At 52.3% G+C, this 25,775-nt stretch carries 21 protein-coding genes; 15 read left to right on the top strand and 6 right to left on the bottom strand.

What is annotated here, in order from left to right; translation table 11 throughout:
- Positions 1 to 7: 7 nt before the first annotated feature.
- The 6 genes from STSP2_RS11860 to STSP2_RS11835 all read left to right on the top strand — a co-directional run bounded on the left by STSP2_RS11860 (position 8) and on the right by STSP2_RS11835 (position 7,462).
- Positions 8 to 1,897, top strand: coding sequence for a cytochrome c3 family protein (locus STSP2_RS11860; protein ID WP_146662931.1), 1,890 nt, complete (start codon positions 8 to 10; stop codon positions 1,895 to 1,897).
- A gap of 24 nt (positions 1,898 to 1,921) precedes the next feature.
- Positions 1,922 to 2,587 carry a hypothetical protein gene (locus STSP2_RS11855; protein WP_146662925.1) on the top strand — a complete coding sequence of 222 codons (666 nt, stop codon included), beginning with the start codon at positions 1,922 to 1,924 and terminating at the stop codon, positions 2,585 to 2,587.
- Between the two features lie 35 nt (positions 2,588 to 2,622).
- Complete coding sequence (locus STSP2_RS11850; protein WP_146662923.1) at positions 2,623 to 3,897, top strand: MFS transporter; 1,275 nt, start codon at positions 2,623 to 2,625, stop codon at positions 3,895 to 3,897.
- Positions 3,898 to 4,005: 108 nt separating this feature from the next.
- Positions 4,006 to 4,905 carry a discoidin/SUN/FTP domain-containing protein gene (locus STSP2_RS11845; protein ID WP_205847886.1) on the top strand — a complete coding sequence of 300 codons (900 nt, stop codon included), beginning with the start codon at positions 4,006 to 4,008 and terminating at the stop codon, positions 4,903 to 4,905.
- A complete protein-coding gene (locus STSP2_RS11840; protein WP_146662921.1) occupies positions 4,902 to 6,497 on the top strand; it encodes a flippase activity-associated protein Agl23 in 1,596 nt (531 codons plus the stop codon). Before STSP2_RS11845 ends, STSP2_RS11840 begins: the two co-directional genes overlap by 4 nt.
- Complete coding sequence (locus tag STSP2_RS11835) at positions 6,494 to 7,462, top strand: FAD:protein FMN transferase (RefSeq protein ID WP_146662919.1); 969 nt, start codon at positions 6,494 to 6,496, stop codon at positions 7,460 to 7,462. Before STSP2_RS11840 ends, STSP2_RS11835 begins: the two co-directional genes overlap by 4 nt.
- A gap of 27 nt (positions 7,463 to 7,489) precedes the next feature.
- On the opposite strand, the gene STSP2_RS11830 is transcribed toward STSP2_RS11835, so the two are convergent.
- Positions 7,490 to 8,236: a glycosyltransferase gene (locus STSP2_RS11830; RefSeq protein WP_146662917.1), complete on the bottom strand. Its 747-nt coding sequence runs from the start codon at positions 8,234 to 8,236 to the stop codon at positions 7,490 to 7,492.
- Between the two features lie 206 nt (positions 8,237 to 8,442).
- Between STSP2_RS11830 and STSP2_RS11825 the strand changes: the two genes are divergently transcribed.
- Genes STSP2_RS11825 through STSP2_RS11815 form a run of 3 tightly spaced genes read left to right on the top strand, consistent with a single transcriptional unit; the run spans position 8,443 to position 11,530 of the window.
- On the top strand, positions 8,443 to 10,152 hold the full coding sequence (locus tag STSP2_RS11825; protein WP_146662915.1) for a hypothetical protein: 1,710 nt from the start codon (positions 8,443 to 8,445) through the stop codon (positions 10,150 to 10,152).
- A 17-nt stretch (positions 10,153 to 10,169) separates the two neighbouring features.
- Positions 10,170 to 10,601, top strand: coding sequence for an L-fucose mutarotase (gene fucU / locus STSP2_RS11820; RefSeq protein ID WP_146662913.1), 432 nt, complete (start codon positions 10,170 to 10,172; stop codon positions 10,599 to 10,601).
- A 20-nt stretch (positions 10,602 to 10,621) separates the two neighbouring features.
- Positions 10,622 to 11,530, top strand: coding sequence for a sugar phosphate isomerase/epimerase family protein (locus STSP2_RS11815; RefSeq protein WP_146662911.1), 909 nt, complete (start codon positions 10,622 to 10,624; stop codon positions 11,528 to 11,530).
- A gap of 162 nt (positions 11,531 to 11,692) precedes the next feature.
- Here the strand turns inward: STSP2_RS11815 and STSP2_RS11810 are convergent, their stop codons facing one another.
- The 3 genes from STSP2_RS11810 to STSP2_RS11800 form a co-directional block, all read right to left on the bottom strand.
- Complete coding sequence (locus tag STSP2_RS11810) at positions 11,693 to 12,871, bottom strand: DEAD/DEAH box helicase (RefSeq protein ID WP_146662909.1); 1,179 nt, start codon at positions 12,869 to 12,871, stop codon at positions 11,693 to 11,695.
- Positions 12,872 to 12,889: 18 nt separating this feature from the next.
- Positions 12,890 to 14,428 (bottom strand): SPFH domain-containing protein, encoded by a 1,539-nt coding sequence (locus STSP2_RS11805; RefSeq protein WP_146662907.1) that lies wholly within the window; start codon positions 14,426 to 14,428, stop codon positions 12,890 to 12,892.
- Positions 14,429 to 14,551: 123 nt separating this feature from the next.
- The gene (locus STSP2_RS11800) at positions 14,552 to 15,154 is read right to left on the bottom strand and encodes an RNA polymerase sigma factor (protein ID WP_169853181.1); all 603 of its coding nucleotides are present in this window, start codon (positions 15,152 to 15,154) and stop codon (positions 14,552 to 14,554) included.
- A gap of 274 nt (positions 15,155 to 15,428) precedes the next feature.
- Here STSP2_RS11800 and STSP2_RS11795 point away from each other — a divergent pair, with 274 nt between their 5' ends.
- Genes STSP2_RS11795 through STSP2_RS11785 form a run of 3 tightly spaced genes read left to right on the top strand, consistent with a single transcriptional unit; the run spans position 15,429 to position 17,593 of the window.
- Positions 15,429 to 15,902, top strand: coding sequence for a hypothetical protein (locus STSP2_RS11795; RefSeq protein ID WP_146662903.1), 474 nt, complete (start codon positions 15,429 to 15,431; stop codon positions 15,900 to 15,902).
- Between the two features lie 29 nt (positions 15,903 to 15,931).
- A complete protein-coding gene (locus tag STSP2_RS11790; protein ID WP_146662901.1) occupies positions 15,932 to 17,119 on the top strand; it encodes a glycoside hydrolase family protein in 1,188 nt (395 codons plus the stop codon).
- A gap of 27 nt (positions 17,120 to 17,146) precedes the next feature.
- Positions 17,147 to 17,593: a PaaI family thioesterase gene (locus STSP2_RS11785; RefSeq protein ID WP_146662900.1), complete on the top strand. Its 447-nt coding sequence runs from the start codon at positions 17,147 to 17,149 to the stop codon at positions 17,591 to 17,593.
- A 24-nt stretch (positions 17,594 to 17,617) separates the two neighbouring features.
- Here STSP2_RS11785 and STSP2_RS11780 read toward each other — a convergent pair whose 3' ends face one another.
- On the bottom strand, positions 17,618 to 18,949 hold the full coding sequence (locus tag STSP2_RS11780; protein WP_146662898.1) for an MFS transporter: 1,332 nt from the start codon (positions 18,947 to 18,949) through the stop codon (positions 17,618 to 17,620).
- A 285-nt stretch (positions 18,950 to 19,234) separates the two neighbouring features.
- Here STSP2_RS11780 and STSP2_RS11775 point away from each other — a divergent pair, with 285 nt between their 5' ends.
- Positions 19,235 to 19,789, top strand: coding sequence for a sigma-70 family RNA polymerase sigma factor (locus tag STSP2_RS11775; RefSeq protein WP_146662896.1), 555 nt, complete (start codon positions 19,235 to 19,237; stop codon positions 19,787 to 19,789).
- Positions 19,786 to 21,438, top strand: coding sequence for a FecR domain-containing protein (locus STSP2_RS11770; protein WP_146662894.1), 1,653 nt, complete (start codon positions 19,786 to 19,788; stop codon positions 21,436 to 21,438). Before STSP2_RS11775 ends, STSP2_RS11770 begins: the two co-directional genes overlap by 4 nt.
- A gap of 208 nt (positions 21,439 to 21,646) precedes the next feature.
- Here STSP2_RS11770 and lpdA read toward each other — a convergent pair whose 3' ends face one another.
- Positions 21,647 to 23,035, bottom strand: coding sequence for a dihydrolipoyl dehydrogenase (gene lpdA, locus STSP2_RS11765; protein ID WP_146662892.1), 1,389 nt, complete (start codon positions 23,033 to 23,035; stop codon positions 21,647 to 21,649).
- Between the two features lie 476 nt (positions 23,036 to 23,511).
- Between lpdA and STSP2_RS11760 the strand changes: the two genes are divergently transcribed.
- Positions 23,512 to 25,749, top strand: a complete 2,238-nt coding sequence (locus STSP2_RS11760; protein ID WP_146662890.1) for an alpha-ketoacid dehydrogenase subunit alpha/beta — start codon at positions 23,512 to 23,514, stop codon at positions 25,747 to 25,749.
- Positions 25,750 to 25,775 lie beyond the last annotated feature (26 nt).

Genomic DNA, 25,775 nt, shown 5'->3' with positions numbered 1-25,775 from the left:
CGGTTAGATGACGACTTTCTTAAAATTGCAGCGGTCGGCGGCGGTGGTGTTCGTCTGTTTGTTTGCTTTGCAGATGCGGGCGAGCGGTGCCGAGAAGATTGGTGACGAGGTGGACGGCTCACGGAGTCCGTCGGTTCACGTTATCGATCTGTACGATAAAGAGGGCATGAAGATACGGCCGGACAATGATATCGTGCTGCCGATGTCGAATGAGCAGACGTGTTCTCAGTGTCATGACGTCGAGAAGATATCGAAGGGCTGGCACTTCAACTGGAAGGATCCTTCGGTCGATCCGGGCAGGGTCGGTCAGGCGTGGATACTGGCTGATCCTGAGACGGGTACGCAGATACCGCTGTCGTATCGAGACTGGCCTGGGACGTACAATCCGGATGAGATCGGTGTGACGATGTGGCAGTTTGCGAAGCTGTTCGGGCGGCATTCGCCGGGGCCCATGAAAGAGGATCTCGAGGGCGAGATCGATTTCGATGCGAGGTGGATGGTGTCTGGCGAGCTTGAGGTGAACTGTCTGGCGTGTCATGACAATGAACCTGGTCACGATCAGTCGAACTATGCGATGGAAGTTATGAGAGAGAATTTCCACTGGGCGGCTGCATCGACGCTGGCGTTTACGACGGTCAAGGGTGCTGCGAAGGATATGTCGGCGACGTACGACTTTCTTTTCCCTGAGCCTCCGTTGGATCCGAAGTTGATCGAACCTTCAATTTCGTATGACGAGGACCGGTTTCGTGAGGACGGGAAGGTGTTTCTCGATGTCTCGACGGAGATAAAGAACGAGAACTGCTATTTCTGTCATTCCAACTTTGACGTGCATGAGGATATGCCTGAGAAGTGGATGCATGATCAGGATGTGCATCTGATGGCGGGCTTGAGTTGTGTGGACTGTCATCGTAATGGGCTAGGTCATAATATCGTCCGGGGTTATGAGGGCGAGGCTGAGCACAGCGATAATCCGCTGGCGGCATCGTCTTCGTGCGAGGGCTGTCATTTGCCCAGTGAAGGTGAGAAGCCGAAGGCGGGCAGGTTTGCAGCTCCGGAGCCGGAGCATGCGGGCATACCGACTGTGCATTTTCGTGAGCTGACGTGTACGGCGTGTCATTCGGGGCCGTGGCCCGAGGATGATGCGTATCTTGCGATGACTGCGAGGGCGAACGGTCTTGGCATGCATGGTATAGACAAGACGCCAGGAGTGCTGCCGCACCTGTATTCGCCTGTTTTCAAGGAGAATCCGGACGGCAAGATCGGGCCGTATAAGGTGGTATATCCGAACTTCTGGGCGTATATTGACGGTGAGAATGCTACGCCGCTGGTTCCTGAGAAGGTCAAGCCGATTATCGGCGAGGCGATCGCTGGTGCGAAGCCCGAGCAGCGCGGGAGTTGGCATCAGTTTACGGACGAGCAGGTTGCGAAAGCATTGAAGCTTCTGGCTGATACGACTCCGGAGGGCAGTGCGGCTGGGTATGTTTCCGGCGGGAAGGTGTTCGCTCTGGATAAGGACGGCGAGCTTGTTGTCGAGGAGCATGGTGCTGCGAAGCCTTACGGCTGGCCGATCGCGCATAACGTAAGGCCTGCTGAACAGTCGCTGGGTGTACGCGGCTGCGGGGACTGTCACGAGACGGATTCGCCGATCGTTTTCGGGGATATCCCTGCGGATACGCCGATGGTGTCGCAGCAGGGCGAGGCGATGGAGATGGCGTCGCTGCAGGGCGTTGATCGGACGCACATGAAACTGTTTGCGATGTCGTTCGTGTTCAGACCGATGCTGAAGGTCGTTACGATCCTGTGTTCGGCAGTGATCGCGGCGGTGGTTCTGTTTTATGTTCTAAAGGCGTTCGGATTCGTGACTGTGAAGGCGTCCGACGATGAATCAGCGATATAAAAAACGTCAACGGGATATGTTGCCATGTTTGAAAAAATAGCTGTTACAACATTACTTATAACTTTGCTGGTGATCGCGGGGCATTATGTTTACCGTTTGGTTCGCGGAGCGGTCAAGGAAGGTGTTTGCCCGGCGTGTGCGATAATGCGGCTGCCATTGCGTATGATATCGGCGATGCTGCTCGAACAGAAGCTGGGTTTTCTGGGGCGGGTACGGAAGCTGGTATTGCTGGTGGGGCTGTTGTGCTTTGCGGTGCTTGCGGTCACGGGTTTTTGGCCACCGCTGGCGGAAGGGGAATATCTGGCGGGATATATGCTGATGATCCATGCGACTTTTGCGCCGGTGCTGGCGATATGTCTTGCGGTTGCGGCGGTAATGTATGCGTATGACTGCAGGTTCGAGCAGGCGGACTGGAAGGGTGTTCTGAGGCTGGTCAAGCCGGAAGGGCGGTGGGAAGGCGGAGAGAAGCCGGCTGCGCCGTTTTTGCAGCGGATATTGTTCTGGGTCCTGATGATACTTTCGCTGCCGTTGATGCTTTCGATAGCGCTTAGTATGTTTCCGCTGTTCGGGACGGAGATGCAGGAGTTTTTGTTCGAGGTTCATCGTTATACGGCGCTTACGATGTTGATTTGTGTTCTGCTGCAGGTTTATCTTGCTGCTGTGATGCCGGTGTGTTGCAATAATGAGTAGTGGTCAAAAGATAAAATTTTCGGAAAGGAAACAGCATGAGTACTGTGGTCGTTTTAGCTAGTCTATTTGGGCTTGGCATGTGTTTTTCACTGCTTGGCTCTATTAGTGTTAAATTGATGCCGCGTCTTGAGATTGACCAGGGGAAATTTGGAACGCTGGTTTCGATATTCATGTTCTCCTGCCTTGTTGCTTCATTGGTTATGGGAGTTGCTGTTGATTCGGTAGGCTACAAGCCAATTGCACTGTTTGGTTTTTTGATGACTGCGGGTTGTATCTTTTATCTTGCGAATAGCAAGTCTTACAAGCTAATTACTATCCCTTGTCTGCTTCTCGGATTTGGCGCCATGGCGATGAATGTGGTTGGAAATACGCTTGCTAAGCATGTCCTTTTTGGCGGTCAGAATGAGGCTGCAGCCCTTAATCTGGGGAACGTTTTTTTTGGTCTTGGACTTTTTGTCACACCAATCGTAGTCAGCTTCCTTTTTCAAAAAACGACATATGAAAAAGCAGTTGCATCTCTTGGTGTTTTAATAATTGTGCCTGCTATACTCGTATTCAGTGCAACATTCCCAGATAAATCACCTGGCTTTGCTTTTGAACAAGCTGTGCAGTTACTTGGCAATCCTGCTGTTCTGGTGAGTGCTCTGGTTCTTTTCTGCTATATCAGTCTTGAAGCGTCATTTTGTAATTGGCTTCCTATGTTTGGAAAAGACGTGATCAAAAAGGATGCTCCTTCTATGGATGCTACTGCCGCTGATGCCTCCGCTCAGAGGTTACTATCACTTTTTGCAATCGGTATGATGGCAAGTCGACTCGCCGCAAGTTTTCTTGCGAGTAAAGTTACAATAGTTAAAGATAATCCAGCAGCTTTCTTCATTGTTGGTGCTGCTCTGGTGTCAGGTATTTTGATCGTTGCGATGATAAATACCAGAAAGACAAGGACAGCACAAGTGCTTGCAACATTGGCAGGTATTGCATTTGCGCCTGTATTCCCCACTGTGGTTGGTGTAACTTTTGGGAAATTTAGCTCTGATGTGCATGGGAGTGTATTGGGTATTATATTCGCGATCGGTCTTGCTGGTGCAGTTATAGCACCCAAAGCAATAGGAAATCTTTCGAGGGGCTCATCTGTTCAGAAAAGTCTTAAGCTTTTAGTACCCGTCTGTGGTGTGCTCTTGCTCCTTGGGCTTGCAATTACGGCTGTGAAGAATCCTGCTTCGGATTCGCAGGGCGATGATATGGCTGATGATGTTCAGGTTGAGCAGGCAATTGATGATGCGGAAGCTGAGCTTCCTGCGGAGACCGAGTAAGTTTGTTGGACTTGACATTTGTTGTGGTGATAATATAGTATTGTAATGTGTTCAGGCGATTTTGTTTGCGTCTGGAAATGCTTAATTTTAACCAGGAGTTTGAATAGTATGACAAAGAGAATACTGACAACTTTCGTTATGTTTGGTTTTTTGTGTGCCGCGGTGGTGACACTCAGCTCATGCGGGAAGTCTGAGCCTGCGGCTGAGGAAGAGACACAGACCACTACGCAGGGCGAGACTGAAACCGAGGAAGCCGCTGTAGAAGAAACACCTGAGGAACCGGCGAAAGAGGCGGAAGCTGAAGAGGCGGCCGAGGCTGAAGAAGAGGCTGAGGAAGTAGCCGAAGAGCCCGCGGCAGAAGAAGTGACTGATGCGGTCGAGCCTGAGGCGGGTACGCCTTCGACTGATCTGGTGCCGCTGCCGCTGGAGCTGCCGCAGCCTATGTTCCAGGGTACGCCTGCGGATATCAAGGTTCCGGGCGGGAAGCTCGAAAAGCCTCGCGGAAAGCCAAGGCCCGATTTCCTTGCGCCGGAAGGTGTAAAGAATGTCGCGCTGAACAAGCCTGTTTCGGCGAGCGATGAGTTCCCGATCATCGGTGAGATCGAGATGCTGACCGATGGCGATAAGGAAGCGGCTGACGGCAGTTATGTCGATATGGGGCCGTTCCATCAGTACATGACGATCGATCTCGAGGATACGTACGAAATCTACGCGATCGTTCTGTGGCACTTCCACAAGCAGCCGCGGGCCTATTATGATGTGGTTGTTCAGGTTTCGAACGATCCTGAGTTCGCTGAGGGCGTTACGACGCTGTTCAATAATGACCATGACAATTCGATCGGTCTGGGCGCGGGTGATGACTATCACTATGTGGAAACGTCCGAGGGTAAGCTGATCGATGCCAAGGGTGTCGAGGCACGCTATGTGCGGTTCCACAGTAACGGTAACAGCTCGAACGACCAGAACCACTATATCGAAGCTGAGGTTTACGGTAAGAAGCCTGAATGACACGATCAGCAGCAATAGCGGTAATAATTACGGCGGCAGTCGCGGCTTCGATCCTGCGGCTGCCGTTTTTGTCTGTGCGGCCTGTGCATACGGACGAGGCGGTGCATGCGGTTAAGTTCGGTGAGCTGCTGGAGGACAATGCGTACCGTTATGATCCGTACGAGTATCACGGGCCGACGCTTAATTATTTCACGCTGATACCGGCGTGGGTGCGGGGGCAAGTTGCATTTGAACAGCTCGATGCGGTGACGCTTCGGCTTGTTCCGGCGGTGTTTTCGCTGCTGCTGGTTTTGATGCCGATACTGTTGATAAAGCCTTTGGGGCCGGGGGTGGCGGCGTTGGCTTCGGTGCTTACGGCGCTGTCACCTGCGTTTGCGTTTTATGGTGTTTACTATATTCAGGAAACGCTGCTGGTTGCGTTTACGTTTATGGCGGTTGCGGCGGGGTATCATTACTGCCGATCGCAGAGACCAGTGTACGCGGTGCTGACGGGTGGGGCGCTGGGGTTGGCGTTCGCGACTAAGGAAACGTTTTTGATCGTACTGGCGTGCATGATCGGGGCGGCTGCTTTATGGGTGCTGGTTTGTAAACGGTCGGGTGGCTGGTCGATGTTGCAAGGGTTTGGGTCGCATGTTGTTGCGGGGATTGGTGCGTTTGTTGTTGTTGCGGTGGTTTTCTTCAGCTCGTTCTTTACGAATCCGGAGGGGATCGTCGACTCGGTGCGTACTTACGGGATCTATTTTGCGCGCGGCGGGGGACATGATACGATGCATGTGCATCCTTGGTATTATTATTTGTCGCTGCTGACTGCGTTTCGTCTGGGTGATGGGCCGATATGGTCGGAGGCGTTTGTTCTGGTGCTTGCGGTGGTCGGTATGGTTGCGGCATTGAGAAAGAGATTGCCTGGGGATGCGAGTTCGGGACTGTTTTGCTTTGTCGGTTTTTATGCCATACTGCTTGCGGTCGCTTATTCGGTTATTCCGTACAAGACGCCGTGGTGTCTGCTGGGGTTTCATCATGGGTTTATACTGCTGGCTGGACTTGGTGGATGGTATCTGCTGAGTTTATGTCGAGGTGAAATGAGGGTCGCGGTTGCGGTGGTGCTGGCGGCGGGGGTGCTGCATCTGGGTTTTCAGGCGTGGATGTCGAATGGTGAATATGCTTCGTCGACTGAGAATCCGTATGTCTATGCGCAGACGACGGAGGATGTGCCGGAAGCTGCGAAGGAGCTGGAGCTGTTTGCAAAGGCATATCAGGAGGACGAGCAGTTGGCTGTGGAGGTTGTTTTCCCGGGTGGAGATTACTGGCCGTGGCCGTGGTATCTGCGGGGTTTCGATAAGGTGGGCTATTACAGCGGCGTCGATTTTTCGGTTGAGGCGGCGCCGGTGGTCATCGCGTCGACTGAGGTTCGGGGGGCACTTATGAGAAAGTTGTATGAGCTTCCTCCGCCTGGGCAGAAGCATTTGTATGTGCCGTTGACTGAAGATGAGCTGCTGCTTCGTCCGGCTGTGCCGTTCGAGATATATGTGCGGAAGGATGTTTACGATCGGGCGATGTTGAGCGATGAGATACCGGTGGGAGAGCAGGAATGAGCAAAGATAAGCAGGAGGTCAACGCGTTTTCGTTTCCCGGTTCGGACATTGCGAATCTGCAGAGATTTCGCAAGGAGGCGATGGCGACGATCTTTCATGTGTTCATCGTGCATGAGGATCGTGAGTATGCGGGGCAGGCTGCGTGGGAGGCGTTCGATGTGCTGGATGATCTTGAGCAGCACTTCAGCAGGTTTATTGCGAACAGCGACATTTCGCAGATAAACCGGCTGGGCGAGGGGGAGTCGGTGGTTGTTTCGCTACCGACGTTTGAATGTCTGCAGCAGGCGAAGGATATGTATGAGCGGACGTTTGGGGCGTTTGATGTTACGGTGGGGACGTTGTACAAGGCGTGGCTGAGGGAGGACAAGAGCATCAAGATGCCCGGGCGTGAGGAGCTCGAGTTCGCTCGGGAGCATACCGGGGCGGATAAGATAAAGCTGAACGAAGAAAGTTTTACGGTGACGCTGGAGGAGGCTCCGCTGTCTGTGGATCTTGGGGGGATCGGTAAGGGGTTTGCGATAGACAGGATGATGGAGGTGCTGCGGGAGTGGGAGGTCGAGTCGGCTATGATCAGCGGCGGGGGGAGTACGGTACTGGCGAGTGGTGCTCCGGCGGGGCTTGACGGCTGGCCGATAAAGGTCCGTTCGCCGCTTGAGCGGTCGCATACGCTGACAAAGCTGGATCTGTGCGGTCAGGCGTTCAGCGGGTCAGGGATAATAAAGTCACAGCACATAATAGATCCGAGGAAGGGGATGCCCGTGAGTTCGGTTCTGTCGGCGTGGGCGTCGGCGGAGAATGGTGCGTTTGCGGATGCGCTGTCCACTGCTGCGACCGTCATGAGCAGAGACGAGATGCGGAAGTACTGTGAGAAGCATCGTGGGGCCATGCTCATGACTGCGGTGAAGAATATTGATAAGCCGGGGGATGTTGAAATGTTCAAGGCAGGGTGCTGGCCTGAGAAGTGACAGGCGGGATTGCAGGTAGGAGCAGTTTTATTGTTCGGATTTGAGGGCCTGTCTGATCTGCCATAGTTCACGCAATATTTCGAGTGCGTTGCGACGGACGGTGAGACGGCTGTCGCGGTCGCAGGTCCATTCGATGGGAAACTCGCCGATCTTGTATCCGGCGCGGTGTGCGCGGAGGATGACTTCGACGTCGAACATGAAGCCGTCGACGACACATTGGCTGAACAGTTGGCGGGCAACGTCGCCGCGGTAGACCTTGAATCCGCACTGTGTGTCGGTCAGGTGAGCTGGTACGCCCATAAAGTTGATGATGGTCCAGCGGAACGCCTTTGAGAAAAGTTTCCGCTGTAGGGGCTGATCATGCTGGATGTCGCTTTGCTGGTCGCGTCGGGATGCATGGGCGATTGCGCAGCCGTCGCTTGATATGAGGTCCAGGCCTTTTTTTGCGTGATGGTAAGGTACGCAGCAGCCGCAGTCGGCGAACATGACGTATCTGCCGGCGGAATTGAGTACGCCGGTACGTATTGCGTAACCTTTGCCGCGATTTTGGTCATATCGCTTGACGTTGAGGGCGATGTCTGAAGATATGCTTGCCTGTTTCGCGACAGAGGCGGTGTCGTCGGTACTGCCGTCGTCGACGACGATTATCTCGCCTGTAAGGTTTTCTCTGTCAAGAAAGCCCGATGCACGCTCAACGTCGACAGCGACCTTTCTGCCTTCGTTGTAGGCAGGTAATATGATCGACAGGTAAGGTTTCGATAATGGATTAGTCATAACTTTGCGATTATACCATAGTACTGGGCGGTTTTCTACCCCTACGGATATTGTTTATTTCTGTTCAATCTGGTTTGCATTGCATATAATAGGGCAATATTTGATTGACGTGAGGGCGTGCATTTTACAGAATAAGTTAATCCCATTCGCCGGATTCGGGCAGATCATATGGGAGTCAATTCTGTCAACAAGTAGGAGTATTGAAAATGTCTGAAGCAAAATGTCTGCCGACGATCGGCAAATCCACACCTAAGGTTCCAACGATCGGCGTATTTTCTCCGTGTGATCCCCGTATCGATGAGGACAGCCGTACGCGGGCCAAGAACATTATCAAGATGGTTGCGAACACCATAAGCGGGGCGGTTCTGCTTCCTGATAAGACGCCGGCTCCGGTGGTTTATTCTGATGTTTTGATCGACAGCGAGGCGCAGGCGGATATCGTCGCTCAGCAGTTCCGTGAAGCGGGAGTTGATATTCTGATCTGCTGTCCTGATACTTGGGCGTTTCCTCAGCTTACGGGTATTTCGCTTCTGCAGCAGTTCCCCGCGAACACGCCGATCAATATTACCTGCGGCAACAGCGGGCCGAAGCCTGGCGTTGTTTACGCTCATGCGCTTAACGGTGCGATCAGTCAGTACGGCAAGATGGTTTCGTTGAATGTGGGGACGTGGCCCGATACGGGACTGGATCCGCAGATGACTGAGCAGACGGCGAAGAATCTGATCGACTGGTGCTATGCGGCAGTGACGGCGGTTGCTGTTCGCGGGCGACGTGTGGTTGTTTTCGGCCATGATTCGATGGGGATGGAGACAGCATTGGCGCATGTTATTCCGACGCGGAACACTTTCGGACTGGAGATTACGCGGCTGGATATGAAGCTGCTGGCGGATATGATCAGCAAGAAGGCTTATGACGAGAAAGAGCTTAAAGAGCTTCGCGGCTGGATAGACAAGCATGTCGGTGACAGGCTGGAGCTGAAGGATTCGGCGGATGGGGAGCGGTTCAACCAGTCGCTGGCGATGTATCTGGTCGTTCGTGATATTATGTCGGATCTGAATGCTATCGGCGGCGGGTTTATGTCGCAGCTCGAGTGGGGTTCGGATTCACGCGGACTGCCGCTGCCTGTTGCGGACTGCATGGAGTCGCTGTTTAACTCTACGTTTGACCATAACGGGCCGAAGACTGCTAAGCCCTATGCTACGGAAGCGGATGTGCAGGGGTTGCTGACGATGTTGTTTACGACGTATCTGAGCGGCGGCGAACCACCGCTGTTCATGGACCTGCGTAAGGTGTGGGAATCGTGGGAGATCAAGAAGCTTGCCGACGAGATCGGGCTGAGCGGTTTGCCAACGGATACCGACTGGATCGAGAAGGGGCTGGTTGACGGCAATAATTCCGGGTCGGCGTCGTTCAACTGGGCGGGTCTGCCTGGTACGTCCGTTGAGGATCTTATGTCCGGTGTTCAGATGCCGCTGGCGGATGCGGGGTACTTCCCGGGCGGCGGTAACAGTGTTACGTTCATGACGCCGGCGGGTATTGACGGTATTGCGGCGAGGATGGCTTACAGTGCGGTCAACGGCAAGTTCTCGATGGTCTGGGACGAGGCGAAAACGACGACGGTTCCGGAGAAGCTGGAGAAGGCCATGTGCAATCTGACGAACTGGAACTGGCCGCACACGTTTGTCGTGCCGAAGTATGCTTCGATGGTCGAGTACAAGCAGTACGCGGTTGCGAATCACTTCCATATGTCGTGGAACCTGCCTGTTGCTCGCATGCAGCACTGGATGGATTTGACGGGTGTGTTGAGCGTTGCACCGTGGGCGGCAAGACCTTCGTTCATTGAGGGCGTCGACAGACCTCAGCCGCTGATCCATCTGATCAATGGTGGTGAAAATTCTTATAAACAGATGCTTTAACATAAAGGAATGAACCCATGCTCAAAAATATACCGAGCATACTTTCGCCGGAACTGCTGAAGGTTCTGATGGAAATGGGTCATGGCGACGAGATCGTGCTGGCGGACGGGAACTTCCCATCTGCCTCTCTCGCACAGAGGCTCATTCGTGCAGACGGCCATAATGTGCCGGATCTGCTTGAGGCTATTCTTTCGGTCTTTCCTTTGGATGAGTATGTGGATAAACCGGTATCGCTGATGCAGGTGGTGCCGGGCGATAATACGAAGCCGACGATATGGCAGGAATATGATAAGATCGTTCAGGCCAGCGGTGAGCCGTTTGGCGAATTCGAATTTGTTGATCGGTTCGATTTTTATGAACGGGCGAAGGGAGCATATGCAGTTGTTGCAACTTCCGAAGGGGCATTGTATGCTAATGTGATCCTTAAGAAGGGTGTGATCAAGGTGTAAATTTTTTTGTGGAGTGTGAAATGACGAGTGTGAGAATCGTTGCGGCTGTATGTGTTGTTTCGCTGTTTTTGACGGCTGGATGCAATAGTACGCCTGTTTCCAAGGCGGAACGGGTTGATGACTGGAGGCTGGGGACTTCGCCCTGGAGCGAGAAACTTGCGACGCTGGATAAGGCTAAGCTGGCGGAGATCGAGTCTTTGGGTTTTGACTGCATTGAGGTGGGATTGCCCTATGCGCAGAATGAGGAGCAGTTCGCTGGTGCGAATGCTCAGGCCGAACGTTTAGCGGAAACGGCCGATGAGGTTGGTATCGAGATTTGGTCGGTGCATATACCATATGGGCCTGCTTATGATCCGTCGCTGGTGGATGATGCGGCGAGGGCGAAGGCGGTTGCGAACATTGATTCCCTGCTGGGAGCAATCGAGCCATTGGGTGCTAAGAAGGCGATATTGCATGCGAGTTTTGAGCCTGTGAAGACCGAGGAACGGGCCGCCAAGTTCGCGGCGTGCAAGGCATCACTGAAAGAGATAGCGGATATTGCGGCAGGGCATGATATCGCGATCGCTGTGGAGTGTCTGCCTCGGACGTGCCTGGGCAATACGAGTACAGAGCTGCTCGAGCTGGTATCCGTGGATGAACGACTTGAGATATGCTGCGATACGAACCATCTGCTGCAGGAGACTACCGAGGAGTTTGTCAGGGCAGCGGGGCATCGGATAACGACCTTGCATATTGCGGATTATGATGCGAAGGATGAGCGGCACTGGCTGCCGGGCAAGGGTGTGATCGACTGGATGGCGGTTATGGATGCATTGGTGGAGACCGGTTATACTGGGCCGTTCCTGTTTGAGTGTAGGGGGACATCCGCTGAGGAAGCTGAGGTTTTCGCGAAGCTTAAGGCGGAATATATGGAGCGGGTTGCGAAGTAGCTGCTAACAAATTTTTTTGAATATTTGCGCATTAAACAGGGCACCTTTCGGTGCCCTTTGTTTTATCTCAATGCGACAGTTTAACTGCCTTGTTTTTTATTATCGCCGGATTTTGATCGGCGGTTTCTGCCTCCGCCGGATCTGCGTCGGCTGTTGGTTTTTTTACCGCCGCCGCGACCTCTTCTGCGACCTCCCGCCAGACCGGCCCCTGCCGCCGCCGATCTTGTCGAGGTCGGGAGCTTCGCCGCGCCAGACGGGTTTTATGTGAGTTTTGCGGATGATGCTTTTGAGTGCCCGCAGATCACCTCGGCCGTAGAATGTTACGGCAACGCCGCGTCGGCCCATTCGTGCTGTTCGGCCTGTGCGGTGGGTGTAGGGCTCGGGGCCTTTGGGGAAATCGTAATTGATGACATGGCTGGTGTGGCTGAAATCGAGTCCGCGTCCAGCGATGTCGGTGGCGATCATCACCTTGACTTTTTTCTTTTTGAACCTGTTGAAAAGGCTCGTCCGCTTGGACTGATCGATGCCGCCGTGGATGATCTCGGCTGAGTCGATCTTGTGCTTTAGTTTCTTAAAGACGTTCTCGCATGTGCGTCGGCTGTTGCAGAACACGATGGCCTGCTCGAGATCGTCCTGTTTGAGCACATTGAGCAGCTTGTCGAAGTGGTCGTTTTTGCTGACCTGTTCGAACTGGTGTTCTAGGCTCTGAGGTGACTGTCTTTCTTCGATGAGTTCGACTTCGACCGGGTCCTTGAGATATTTGCTGGTGAGCTGCTTGATCTCTTTGGGCATCGTAGCGGAGAACAGCAGTGTCTGGTGCTCGTGGACGAGGCATGACATGACGAATTCGATGTCTGTAACGAATCCCATGTTGAGCATTTCGTCAGCTTCGTCGAGGACGAGAGTTCTGACCTCATTGAGGCGGAGCGGGCTGTTGTATAGCAGGTCGATCAGTCTGCCCGGTGTTGCGACTAGGATCTGTACTCCGTGCTCTAGCTTGCCTAGCTGGATGTTCATGTCGAACCCGCCGTAGACGGCAAAGGCTGCGACGTCTGTGAGTTTTGCGATGTCGCTGACCTCGCTGACGTATTGAAGCGCGAGCTCGCGGGTTGGTACAATGATCAAGCTCTGTACCGCATCGAGATCGGGGTCCACGGACTGGACGACGGGAATACCCACAGCAGCGGTCTTGCCGGAGCCGGTTTCGGCGAGTCCGACAAGGTCCCTGCCTGCGAGGATATGTTCGTATGTTGCTTCCTGAATAGGAGTCAGGTCGCTGAATCCCATTTTTTTGAGGCCGTTAAGTATTTGCGGCTTCAAATTGAGTTCATCTATCTTCATATAAGTTGGTGTGCCTTTCTACTTTTGCGTTTGTGTCTTTGATGTGTTCTTGTTAGCGGGCTTGTCCTGGAGCTGTCCCCGCAGGATCGTGCCCATGAGCGCGTCGCTCATTTTGGATTCGCCGCCATTTACCATGACATCGGGAGTGATCTGCACACCCTGTTCGGATACAAGCTTCATTATCTCGAGAAGGGCGGCATTCTGTTCACCGACAACATCGGCGACTTTTCTGTATGCTTCTGCTTGTGCTTGGGCGAGCGTTTCGATCTTTGCCGCTTCGGCTTCTGCCTCGATGCGGATCTTTTCTTTGTTTTCTTCAGCGACCTGGACAGCATAAGCGGCGGTTGCAAGCTTCTTTTCCTCTTCGGCTTCCTGCTCAGTGCGTGTCAGTTCCTTTTTCTTCTCTGCTGCACGCTGCTGTTCTGCGAAGGTTTCTTGTTCCTGAAGTGCGATCTCGCGGTCTGTCTGCGTCTTGAGGAGGTCGCCCAACGACTCTTCGTCGCCTACATCGCCGATGCTTACTTCAAGTACCGTGAGACCGTACTTGCCTAGTGCCTCTTCGAGCATCTTGCCGCTTTGCTCTTCCTGTTTTGAACGGTCCTGTACGTAACCAAGTGCTTTGACTTTTTCAGCGTTGTTCCTGAAGATCGCGCGGACGCGTGGTGTGACCAGCTTGCTTAGGACCATGTCGTCATCACCAACGGTAGCTACGATCTTAGGTGCATCTTCCGGCTCGATCTGGTAGCTGATACGCACATCAACCGGGAACGTATAGCCGTCGCTACTTCGTACGTTAATAGGGCGCATGGGCTGGTAGCCGGCCATTTCACCGCTTTCCTGTTCAGCGGTGTAGCTGACCTTTACCTGTCGGGTGTCTATCTTTGTAACTTCGTAGGCGTTCGTGTGCAAATAATACTGCCCACCCAGCAGTGGTTTGCCCCATATGCCGCGGTTGCCCTTTTCGACAAGGCGATTTTCGGCTTCCGTACGTTCGCCGACGTTACTTTTGATGACGGCGACTTCGCCTGTCCTTACATCAGTGACCGGTACTTGTTCGATCTCAAATAACTCTGTGTTGAGCCTGTAGCGGCCGGGTCTGAGCACCGTGAGTTGAGGGCCCTTGTAGCCGTTACCTTCGCTGAGGAAGTACTTAGCATCGATCATCTTGTCAGGTTCTTCCCATTTCGGCGCGTAGATCGTGTCCTCGGGCAGACTTCGTCCGTCTTTTGACTGTATTAGCCCAACGAATCCGGCTTTAATGTCGGTGACTGGTACCTTTTGGATGTCGTACTGCCAGGGCCATTTGAAGAAATGCCATCCGGGTTCGAGCGTTTTAGCCTGTATTCCGTTTTCACCGTTTACAGCAAGAACCTTTCCGGCGGGGAGTTTTCCACCGCCGAATTTTCTTGTTACAATACCTACCTGATCACCGCCTATGTTTACGATTGTGATAGCTGCGATCACGGCAAAGCTAATCACGGCGATCAGGATACCTCCTGCGATGACCACAAATTTGTTAGGTTTTCTGATTGTCTTTTCCCATTCCATATTATCCATGATAGTCCTTTCAAATACCTTCCATGACAGTTTTTGGAAATCTCGAACGGCCGGAATCTGCCGATCAAAATTAACCACTCATTATACCGATATTTTTAGTAATTGAAACCGTAAATCCTTATATCAAAAGAATTTCTCGCAAGGGCCGTATCCGCAGTTGTGGGTCAGCTCTTCGGCGATCTGCTTTCTGGCACGCATGAATGCAACGCGGGCTGCAGGGATGGTGCAGCCCAGATCGTCGGCGATATCCTCATATGTCATGTGCAAGTCCATCCGCATTGTGAATATCCGGCGGGCTCTTCCATGCAGCCTCGATCGTGCCTGCTGAAATGCGAGCATGAACTCATCGAATGCCATATCGCTGGCCGGTGAGATGTATTTGTCGCTCATGAGGTCCTCCAGTTGGGCACTGTCGATCGCGGAAAACCATGTGAGGTCACGCACGTTTCGGCGGCGGATGTGGTCGATTATCTTGCTTCTTGCGATCGTGAACACCCACTGCCAGAACCCGCGGGTGTTGTCCAACTCGGGAAGTTTTCTGAGGACGGCAAGATAGGTTTCCTGCATCAGGTCAGCCGCGATGTCCTCATGTCGGACCCTTTTGTAGATGAAGGGCCAAACGCGTCGCCTGATCATCTCGATCAACTGCTCCATGGCGTGTTGATCGCCGTTTCTGGCTTTGTCTATTACGCCTACATACTCTCGTTTTTGCTGTAAAGTTCGCATCTGTTCATCTCCTAAAATGACCACCTCTTGAATGCGTTTTCGAGAAACGCGATTTGATCCTTTGACCTTTGAAGGCTTTTTCGCTATCATTGCACCGTAAAGTCAGGGCCGGGCTCATGGTTAAATATTAAGGTCCCTAAGGATCGCGAACCACATAATTGGAAATCATTGTTTATGGGCCGATGCATAAACCCGGGCCGGATTTTATGGGTGTAGGAAAGTTTCTTATTCGAGGCCGGGTCGGCCGCAGCGAAGAACGAGAGGTTTATCAGAAGTGACATCTGAACACATCTTTATACAGGAAGTTCTGGCGACGCATAATATATCCATTCAGCAGCTTGCGAATGCTGCGGATCTGGCGGCTCCGACCGTGTACGAATATACGGGAGGGAGGCGCAAGCATATCCCGCTTTGTATCTGGCGAGCTCTGTATGCGTTGACCGAGGACATTCGTATTCTGGACCTGATCATCGGCGAGGTTGACCGGTTTGTGTGTCCACTGCCGAAGACGCCGGACGAGACTCACAACGATACGCTCGCTCGGCTGATCGAGAAACGGCGCAAGGATATCGAGTGCGAGATGGCGATACTGGAGATACTGGCGGACGGGCAGATAGATGCGGAGGATCGTGTTGCGGTGGAGCAGTACAAGAATGCGCATCCCGAGTCGATGAAGCTCAGTGCCCAGATATATTACAGCATCATCAAGAAGTATGAGCAGGCTATCAATGGAAAAGAGCAGGCCTGAAATAATTTCAAATTTAAAGGAGTGTGAAGATGGACTGGCAAAAAATGTGTTCTTTTTGTGTCGTTGTATTTTTTGGATTTTCAGGCATTCTTGCCTTTTCTGCAGATGCTGAGAGTTATGCCATAGTCTCGCCGAGTACGAATGATCTTGATATTTCGTCGATGATCCAGCCGGTTGGTGAGGAGAATATACTTTCGCAGGAGGACCATTATGTCTGGGGCGGTTCGGGTATCGAGGGTGAGGACGGCAAGTACTATCTGTTTTATGCACGGTGGCCGAAGGGGATGACCGGGCGGGCCGAGGGTGACGAATTGTTTTCGGGCTTTCGCGGCTGGCTGAAGTATTCGGAGATCGCAGTTGCGGTTTCGGATGAGCCGGCGGGGCCGTTTAAGCATCTCAAGACCATTATTACGGGTACGAAGGAAGAGGACAAGTGGCACCGCTTCAATGCCCATAATCCACACATCAAGCGTTTCGACGGCAAGCTGTATCTTTACTACATCGGCACGAATCCTGCTGAGGGGATTGCGAATACGTGGTATGCATACGCAAACGGTCAGAAGATCGGTGTTGCGGTTGCTTCGTCGGTGCAGGATTTTCTTGCGGGTGATTTCGAGATATGTGATGAGCCTCTCGTTGAGCCTGATGAGGAGAAGACGCATCAGCGGGCGGTTAATCCGAGCGTTACACGGGGACATGACGGCAGGTACTATATGATGTTCAAGTCGCGGGCCAAGCCTTTGGGCGGGAAGGGCGATCATATGACGCACTGGTGCGCAGCGTCGGGGTCGCCGGACGGGCCGTTCGAGCTGGTCGGGCCGGTATTGCAGGGCGGTGATTATTCTGCTGAGGATCCTTACTTCTGGTATGATAAGGGGCGGGAGCGGTACTATGCGATCGTTAAGAATTTTTCACGTTCGAAGGTTCTGGCGCCGCAGTTCGGTGCTCTTGCTCTGATCACGTCGACAACGCCTGCGAAAAACTGGCGGCCGGCCAAGAACAGCCTGGTTTCGCTGAAGCAGTATACGAAGCCCGACGGGAGCGTGCAGAAGCTGAACAACCTTGAACGGCCTCAGTTGTTGTTCGATGGAGACGGCAAACCGATAGCATTATATGCGGCGTCTGCAGAAAAACAGCCGTGGAACAACAATCATACGGTGAATGTTCAATTCAAGCTTGCTGAGCCCGCGGAAGAGGCGCAGGGAGCTAGCGAGTAGTCAATTATTATTTTGTAAAAAGGCCTTATGAAACCTGTAAACAGTGACACAGAACTTCTTCAAACGCGTAAACATATTCACCCGAATTGTATAGTCTGTAACAAGGCGAATCCAAAAGGGCTCAATATTAATTACGTCCTTACTGAGGACGGAAGCGGGGTTACCGCGGTCTTTGACTGTGATGAGCAGTATGAGGGTTATCCGGGAATTATACACGGAGGGGTTATAGCGTCGATCTTTGACGGGGCGATGGGGAACTGTATGTTCGCGCATGGTCATTCAGCGGTTACGGTGGAGCTGACGACGCGTTTTCGGCATCCTGTACAGACCGGTAAATGTGCGAGAATTACAGCGAGGATCACGCGGGTTTCAAGGCCCCTGTTCCTTCTTGAGGCAGAACTGATACAGGACTGCCAGGTCAAGGCGACCGCCCGGGCGAAGTTTTACGAACAGCCTGAGCTGCAGGGGTCCTGAGTGATTCGGACCGAGAGATCGTTATTAATTGGATGTGTCCTGGAACTTGAGCTGCGGGTTTACTACGAAAAAGCCCGGCACGATAAGCAGGAGCGGGACCACCATTGACAGTTTGAAAACGAGGTCATAGCTGCCCGAGTAGTCGCGGAGTATGCTGAAAATGTATGGGCCGATCGCGCTTGCGAAGACGATCATGGAGGTTACCAGTCCGCTGATGGCTCCGAGGTGTTTTCTGCCGTAGTATCGCGGCCAGGTTATGGTGAGAAGCAATGCGAAGATGCTGCCGGATACTGCGTATCCTGCGATGAATAGGTTTTGCAGTATCGGCAGAGATATATTGTATGCGCCAAGCGCGGCGACGAACTGTGCGGCTAGCGTGATCAGAAGGAACCATTTTAAACGGGTCTTATCGCTTATCCATGCTGCCAGTATGGTAACGATGGCAGTTACAATGCCTATTATGGGAAACAGGGCGTAGGTCTGATCCCTCGTAAGGGCCACTTCTTTGCCTATGGATGTGATGTGAAAGCTCACGGCTGTCATCATCAGGGCCTGCCAGGAGGTGGCTGCTGCAAATATCCAGAACGGGAACGTTTTGAGAGCTTCCAGTCGGGTGAAGCTGCGGACGGTTTCGGGCACTTTCTTATTGATCGAGATCGATGCGGGATCAATCTTTTTGCCGTCCATGATCAGGCCGCACTGTTCGGGATTGTCGCGGTAGAATACCCAGCCGAGTGCGGTGATGCCGAGGCCTATGATCAGGCCGAGTATTATATAGGTTTGCTGCCAGGTGAAAGTCGTAACGAGATAATTGAGGAAGGCCGGGGATGCGTTGAATGAATAGGCGATGAAGATACTGGATATTCCAGTGGCGAGGCCCCTGCGATGGTTGAACCATTTGCCGATGGTTACGCGGGATGTCAGTGTGAGGCAGCCTTGTCCGAAGAAGCGTATGAGCAGGAATCCTACAGCAGTTATAATCAGCAACCCTGCAAAGCTTTCAATTTGTGCAGTCAGCAAATCTATTTGCGACAGCAGAAGAAGGCTGACGCCAAGTCCGGCTGCGCTCACCATAACCATTATGCGTGAACCTAATTTATCAAGAATCGTACCTGCATAGGGCAGCAAAAAGCTGCTGGTTACGGTGCCGAGCATGTATGCCTGTGCGAGCTGGGTCCGCGAGAGACCGATGGCGTTTATAAGCTTATCTGTAAATACACCTACTCCGATGGTCTGGCCTGGGACGCTTGCAATTGTGCCGATCGTTGTTGCTGCGACGATTACCCAGCCATAAAAGAAGGGCCATTTTGCGGGTGCGAAAGGGAAATTGTTGCTTTTTTTAATTTCGGAATTCATTATTTCTTTTGCTCAAGCCTGATCTAGGATTTGTAGAGAATGCGTAGTGGTAGCATGGGACGCGGGTTTTGGCAACCTGAAAACCCGGAAAGGGTCTTAAAAACACTCTGTACGATCAGAGAGGAATAAGGTAGTAGGTATGAGGGAGTATTGAACTTGTAATTGTCTCTTTTTTGCCAGATATGAGTTGAATATTTTGTATTGACGCAAAAAATAGCGCAAATTTGTCACGATTCGTTACATTGCAGTGTGAAACTCATTGCGAATATTTAAAAGTGGTATTTCATGGCAGAAACTTCAGGAACCAACACAAAGGGATCAGGACCGGATGCCGGGAAGTTCGTCAAGCTTTTGACGGCCAATTATTACCGGATCAACGCGTTCATTCTCAGCATGGTGCCAAATGCTGCTGATGCTGAGGATATGATGCAGGAAACTTCTGAGATAATGTGGCAGAAATTTGACGAATTTGAAGAGGGCACTGATTTTGCAGCGTGGGGGGTTACGATAGCAAAATTCAGGATATTGAATTTTCGCAAAAGCAAGCAAAATCAGACGGCGCAACTCAGTGAGGAAGCGCTGCGTCTTATCGAGTCCGAGACAGATTCAATGTCCGAGGAGCTGGACGCCAGACTAGACGCTTTAAGGGCGTGCCTTTCAAGGCTTGACGAGAAGGACCGTCAGTTCATCAAACTGAGGTATTCACCCGGTGCCACCGCAAGGAGTGTGGCTGAGGTTATAGGTACTTCAGTTCACAGAGTTTACCGCAGTGTTGCCAGGATAAACAGCATGCTTCTTCGCTGTATCCGCAGGCGGCTGACGACAGAGGGGGTAGTATGAGCGACAGGTCCTCTCAATTCTATGCTACACTTAGCAACCTGATAGTGGAATCACTTGAGGGGAGCATCTCTGCTGAAGACATGCGTAAGCTGGACAGGCTGATCGTCGAGGATGTCAGCGCGAGAAGGTTTTACCTGGAGTTTGTGACAGTTCATTCGGGGTTGCGGAAATGCTGCTGTGCATCAGAAGTACAGGCGCGAGTAAGTGAATCGGTGAGCCGTGATGAAACCGATATGCGGCAGCTATGGCTTGCGCTGGCCCAGGCTGAGAAGACCGCTGCGGGGGTGGTTGTAGATAGGGAAGAGACAGAGATGCAGCGTGCCCCTGATATGGCCCAAGTCAAGCCTTCCGAGAAATCCATTTCGCGAGTTGCTTTGTTTACCGCGATAACATCGGCTGCGGCATTGATGCTTATTGGATTCATATACCTTTTTGTCCCCGTAAGGCCTGTTGTTGCTGTCTTTGCGGATGGTCATGGAGTTAAGTGGTCCGAGTCTGAGGGGGCGACGGAACGAGGCGACGAACTTAGGGTTGGGCAGGAGTTGCGTCTTGATGAGGGTATGGCTAAGATCGTGTTCTTTAACGGTACAAGCGTCCTTATACAAGCACCTGCTGAATTAGCTTTTGAAGCTGAAAAAGGGTTGCGTCTGGACAGCGGTCGGATCTATGTGAAGAATGGAGTTGCTGGTTTCGCTGTCGAAACACAAACCGGAAGAGTGGTGGATCATGGGACGGAGTTCGGCGTTGCAGTTGATTCATGGGGCGAAACCGAGGCTCATGTTTTTGATGGACTTGTTGAGCTCAGCAGCAAGGATTCGGGGGACATGGCTGTGAGTACTGTACAGCTTAAAGAAGGTCAGGCCAGCTCTGTTGATCGAGAGGGTGAGCTTCGAAAGGACGTTTTTGATGCTGCGGGTGATATGTTCGTGATGAATATGCCGCCTGCCGGATCTACAGGTGTGCCCGGTAGGGCGATTAATCTGGCGGATGTCGTTGCCGGCGGAAACGGTTTCGGCAATGGAAAGCAAATGCAGGTGCTCAAGCTTGGCAGCGGTGAGATCGGTTCGTTTGATGAAGTTGTACCCAGCATAAAATCTGGAGATGGACAATATCATCAGGTTATGGAACGCCGGTATGTCGACGGCGTCTTTGTGCCGGACGGGGGGGAAGGTCCGGTTTGCGTTAGTTCTCTGGGGCACAGATTTGAAGGTTGTCCGGACACTAATAATGAATATTGGGTTGACATTGCTGTTGATGGTTTTGAGCTGCCGTTTGGTGAGGATATATATTGCGAGAACGGAAAGCCTGGCATCCTTGCTCATGCCAACAGCGGCATCACCTTTGACCTTGCGAGGCTCAGAGACAGCATGCCTGGTTTGCGTATAGGGAGTTTTGTCTCTGGTTGCGGTGTTAGAACTTACAGCGAAGATTTTAATGTAGATACAAATTGCAGTGTTTGGGTCCTTGTTGACGGGGAGCTCAGATTTCAGTTGCATGGAGTTGACGAGGGAGATAGACCCAGAGCTATACGAGTTATCCTGCGTGATGAGGACCGATTCCTGACGCTGATTACGACCGACGGAGGGAACAGCACCAGTGCAGATTGGTGTCTTTTTACCGAACCTGTACTTGAGCTTGAACGAAAATAACAAAAAGAGTTTTCTCGGCTGCAGATCGGACCCGATTTGGGGTCAATAAGGAAGATGACCGGCTTGAGAAGAGTGTGAGTGGTCAATGCTGAATTGACCACACTTTAGAAGGATGCGACTTAGTGGCCGCATCCTTCCCCTTTTTATACAGACCAAAAGCCAGCCGCAGGAACAGGTTGGCTTCTGCATTTCTGCTGGTGTGCTGAGATTATTTTGGTGACGGAGGTACGTGGAGACTAATCCCGAATGCGTCTTCCCAGGCTTCCTTGAGCACCTCGGAAACTGTGGGGTGTGCAAAGCAGACATCGGTAATATCTTCGGTCGTACCTATCAGAGCCCTTGCGGTAGAGATCATTTCGGTAACAGTTGCGCCGACCATTGTGACGCCGAGTATCTTATTTGAATCTGTTTCGCGGATGACGCGGATCTCGCCGACTGTTTCGTTATGTGCTACGCTACGGCCGTTGGACCTGAAGGCGGCCTTGCCGACCGTGAAATCAATTCCTTTTTTGGTGCATTTTTTCTCGTTGAGCCCGATAGAAGCGACTTCTGGGAAGGAGTATACAGCTTTGGGGATCAGGTTATAGTCGCCCATTTTTTCGTCGCCGCCAAGGGAGTTTTCGGCTGCGATCTCGGCTTCCTGGAAGGCTCCGTGGGCGAGGTATGTGGTTCCGACTGCGTCGCCGATCGCGTAAACGCCCGGGACGCTGGTTTCCATTTTTTCGTTTATCTCGATGGTCGAGCCCTGCATTTCCAGGCCAAGTGCTTCTATTGTTTCCTGGTCGCAGATGGCTCTTCGGCCTACGGAAACAAGTACCTTGTCTGCATCAATGGATTCGCCGCTTTCCAGGTTGACCTTTGCGGTGTCATTGTTTACGTCGACGCCTGTGACTTTCTGGCTGGTGAGGCATTTGATGCCGAGCTTTTTGAATTCCCGCTGCATAATCTTGCCGACCCAGGCATCCTCGTTGGGCAAAAGTTGGTCGAGTGCTTCGATGATGGTTACCCTGGAACCGACGGTTGCGTAGACGCAGGCCATTTCGCAGCCTATGATTCCGCCGCCTATGATGACGAGCGATTCTGGTATTTCGCTGAGGTTCAAGGCTTCTTTGCTGCTTATAATGGTTTCGCGGTCGAATTTGAATGCGGGAATCTCAACGGGGACCGAACCGGTGGCGAGGATTATGCTTTTGGCTTTTAGTTCGACTTCTTCATTGTCAGTCTGTACGGTTACCGTGTCGGGACCCTTTGCGATACCGATGCCTTCGTAGAGCTTGATCTTGTTTGCTTTTACGAGAGTTTTGACACCTTTGCTGAAGTTTTCGACTATGGCATCTTTGCGGGCCTGCATTTTGGTCCAGTTTGGGGAGGGCTTTTCGATGTCGACGCCCATGAGCCTGGCGTGTTTTGCAAGTGTGAGGAAATGTGCAGAACCGAGCAGGGCCTTTGAGGGGATGCAGCCGCGATTGAGACAGGTGCCGCCCATTTCGGCTTTTTCTACGAGTGCGACGTTTGCGTTTTTCTGTGCACATCTGATGGCCGCTGCGTACCCGCCCGGTCCTCCGCCTATTACGATCACGTCAAAACTGTCAGCCATTTTCAAGATTCTCCTGGAAAGCGATATCGACTAAAGTTAATGCAAATCACTGGCATTTGTAAGCCAAGTGGACTATTGTCTTTGATAACTATAAGCGGTTTCAAAATTCCGATTTGTCTTTCAGCGGCCCTTTTTCCGTTCGGCTGTGTTGTGCAAAACCACCCATAGAATAGCTATGTCCGGTTTCACACGCCTTGCCGAGACGAAAAAATTGCTCGCCGAGAAGCCAAAAGCAGTTTTGAAACAGCTTCTAGCAGGTTTGCAATTCAATAGCAAGATAATAGTCCAATCTGACTTTTTCATCAAGCTTAAAGCTGATCGTTTGTGTTCGATTCGGGTTCATTGTTGCTAGTTCTGTGTCAAAGTCGGTGTTATTTATGTTTGGTTATGGCTTGGTATTGTGTATACTTGGGACAGTATCATTCCAGGTTAATTTTCTGATCCAGCATACGTAACCAAGACAAGGAGTAGATTTTATGGGATTCAAAGTGGATGACAAGCGGACCGCTGCCGGACCCACTATTAATGAGCTTATCAAAGATGGTGTAATATCACGAGAGGATGCGCTCGACTGGCTGAGAACGATCTACGAGATACGGTTTTTTGAAGAGAAGGTTTTTGAACTTCTGGGGCAGAACCTGATCAAGGGTGCATCGCATCTTTATGCTGGCGAGGAAGCTGTTGCCACTGGCGCGATTGCCGCTATCGAAAAGGGCGATGTGATCGGTTCGACGCACCGTGGTCACGGACATTGCGGGGCGATCGGTAATAAGTACGCAGAGGATGACAATGCCCGCCAGACCCACTGGAACCGTATGATGGCTGAGCTTATGGGGCGGGAGACAGGGTACTGCAACGGCCGGGGCGGATCGATGCATATCGCAGACGTGAAAAAGGGTAATCTGGGGTCGACCGGTATCGTAGGCGGTAATCAGCCTCCGGCAGTTGGGGCGGCAATGGCGGAGAAGTACAAGAAGACCGGCCGGGTGGTTGTGTCTTTTTTTGGTGACGGCTCAACGAATACGGGTACTTTCCACGAATCGATGAACATGGCATCCGTTTTTGATGTTCCGCTGGTCGCCGTGATCGAGAACAACCTTTACGGCATGTCGGTTCCTTTCTCACAGAGTGAAGTTGAGGGGACCGTTTGTGCGAGTAATGTCGAGGACATTGCCGTTCGCGGAGCTGCGTATGATGTGCCCGCGATGATCGTTGACGGACAGGATGTTGTTTCAGTCTTCTGCGGTATTCGTGAGGCTGCCGAATATGCCAGAAAGAACAGCAAGCTTATGATGGTCGAGGCGAAGACGTATCGCTGGTTTGGGCACAGCCGGAGTGATCCAAGAGCGTACAGGACGAAAGAAGAGGAGAAGGCATGGCGCGATCGCGACCCGATCATTGTGCTTTCCAAGCGTCTTCTGGATGAAAAGCTCGCTACGCAGGAAGAGCTGGACAAGATAGAGAAGGCCGCTGAGCAGTGCATTGAAGATGCTACGAAGTTTGGTCTGGACAGTCCATGGCCGAAGGTTGAAGAGCTTGCAAAGGATGTATACGTCGCAGAGAGCTATGATCAGGAGTTAATCAAGGCGGAAAAGCAGCAGTCGGAAAAGGCCCATGACGCTACGGCTGCGTTCGAGAAAGCTTTGGCGGAGGGCACAGGCAAGAGCAAGAAGGAAATACGTGAGAAGGCGCAGGCGAAGGTCAAGGACGGGTTCGGTATGGATGTGCTGAATATCGGCCAGGCGGTCGCGGATGCTCATGCTGAGGAAATGCGGCGTGATGAGGACGTCGTGATCCTTGGTGAGGATGTCGGTCTGTACGGAGGAGCTTATAAGGCGACGAAAGGACTGCTGGAGGAGTTTGGTACCGATCGGGTGATCGATACGGCGATCTCGGAAGCTGCGATTACCGGTGCGGCTGTTGGTGCTGCAATTCGCGGCATGCGGCCAATAGCTGAGCTGATGTATGTCGATTTTATAACGATCGCACTCGATCAGCTTATGCATAACGGTGCGTTCAACCGTTACATGTTCGGCGGGCACGCGAAGGTGCCGATGGTTCTGCGTACCGAGGGCGGCGTTGGACGCTGTATTGCAGCTCACCATTCCAAGTCGCTGGAAGCGTGGCTTGTGCATGTGCCCGGGCTTTACGTCGTAATGCCTTCGACGCCTTATGATGCGAAGGGGCTGCTCAAGGCATCGATCAGAAGCGACAATCCAGTCGTCTTTATCGAGCACAAAGCGACCTATGGACAGATGGGGGCCGTGCCGACGGACGATTATATCATTCCGCTTGGGGTGGCTGATATCAAACGGCCTGGCAAGGATGCAACGATTGTTACATACAGCAGGCAGACGATGTTTGCACTGGATGCTGCGAAAGAGCTGGCGGACAAGCACGGCATCGATGCTGAGGTGATCGATCTCAGGACGGTCAAGCCGATGGATATCGATACGGTTGCTGCATCGGTGCGTAAGACGGGCAGGCTCATCACGGTCAGTGAAGGTTTCTGCATGTGCGGTACCGGGTCCGAGATCACACGGCAGTTGATAAACTATAAGTTTGAAGACGGCAGATGCGGATTCGATTATCTGGACGCTCCGCCGGTGAACCTGGCTGCTGAAGATGTGCCTCCTCCGATGAGTGAGCCGCTGGAGCTTGCAAGTATTCCAACTGTTGATAAAATAGTGGCTTCAGTGAAGGCTCAGATTTAACAATACGATCATTAACGCTGTATTCT

Source organism: Anaerohalosphaera lusitana (assembly GCF_002007645.1).
GTDB lineage: Bacteria > Planctomycetota > Phycisphaerae > Sedimentisphaerales > Anaerohalosphaeraceae > Anaerohalosphaera > Anaerohalosphaera lusitana.
The sequence above is the reverse complement of the archived record's forward strand: the minus strand, read 5'-3'. Positions and strand labels throughout refer to the sequence as shown.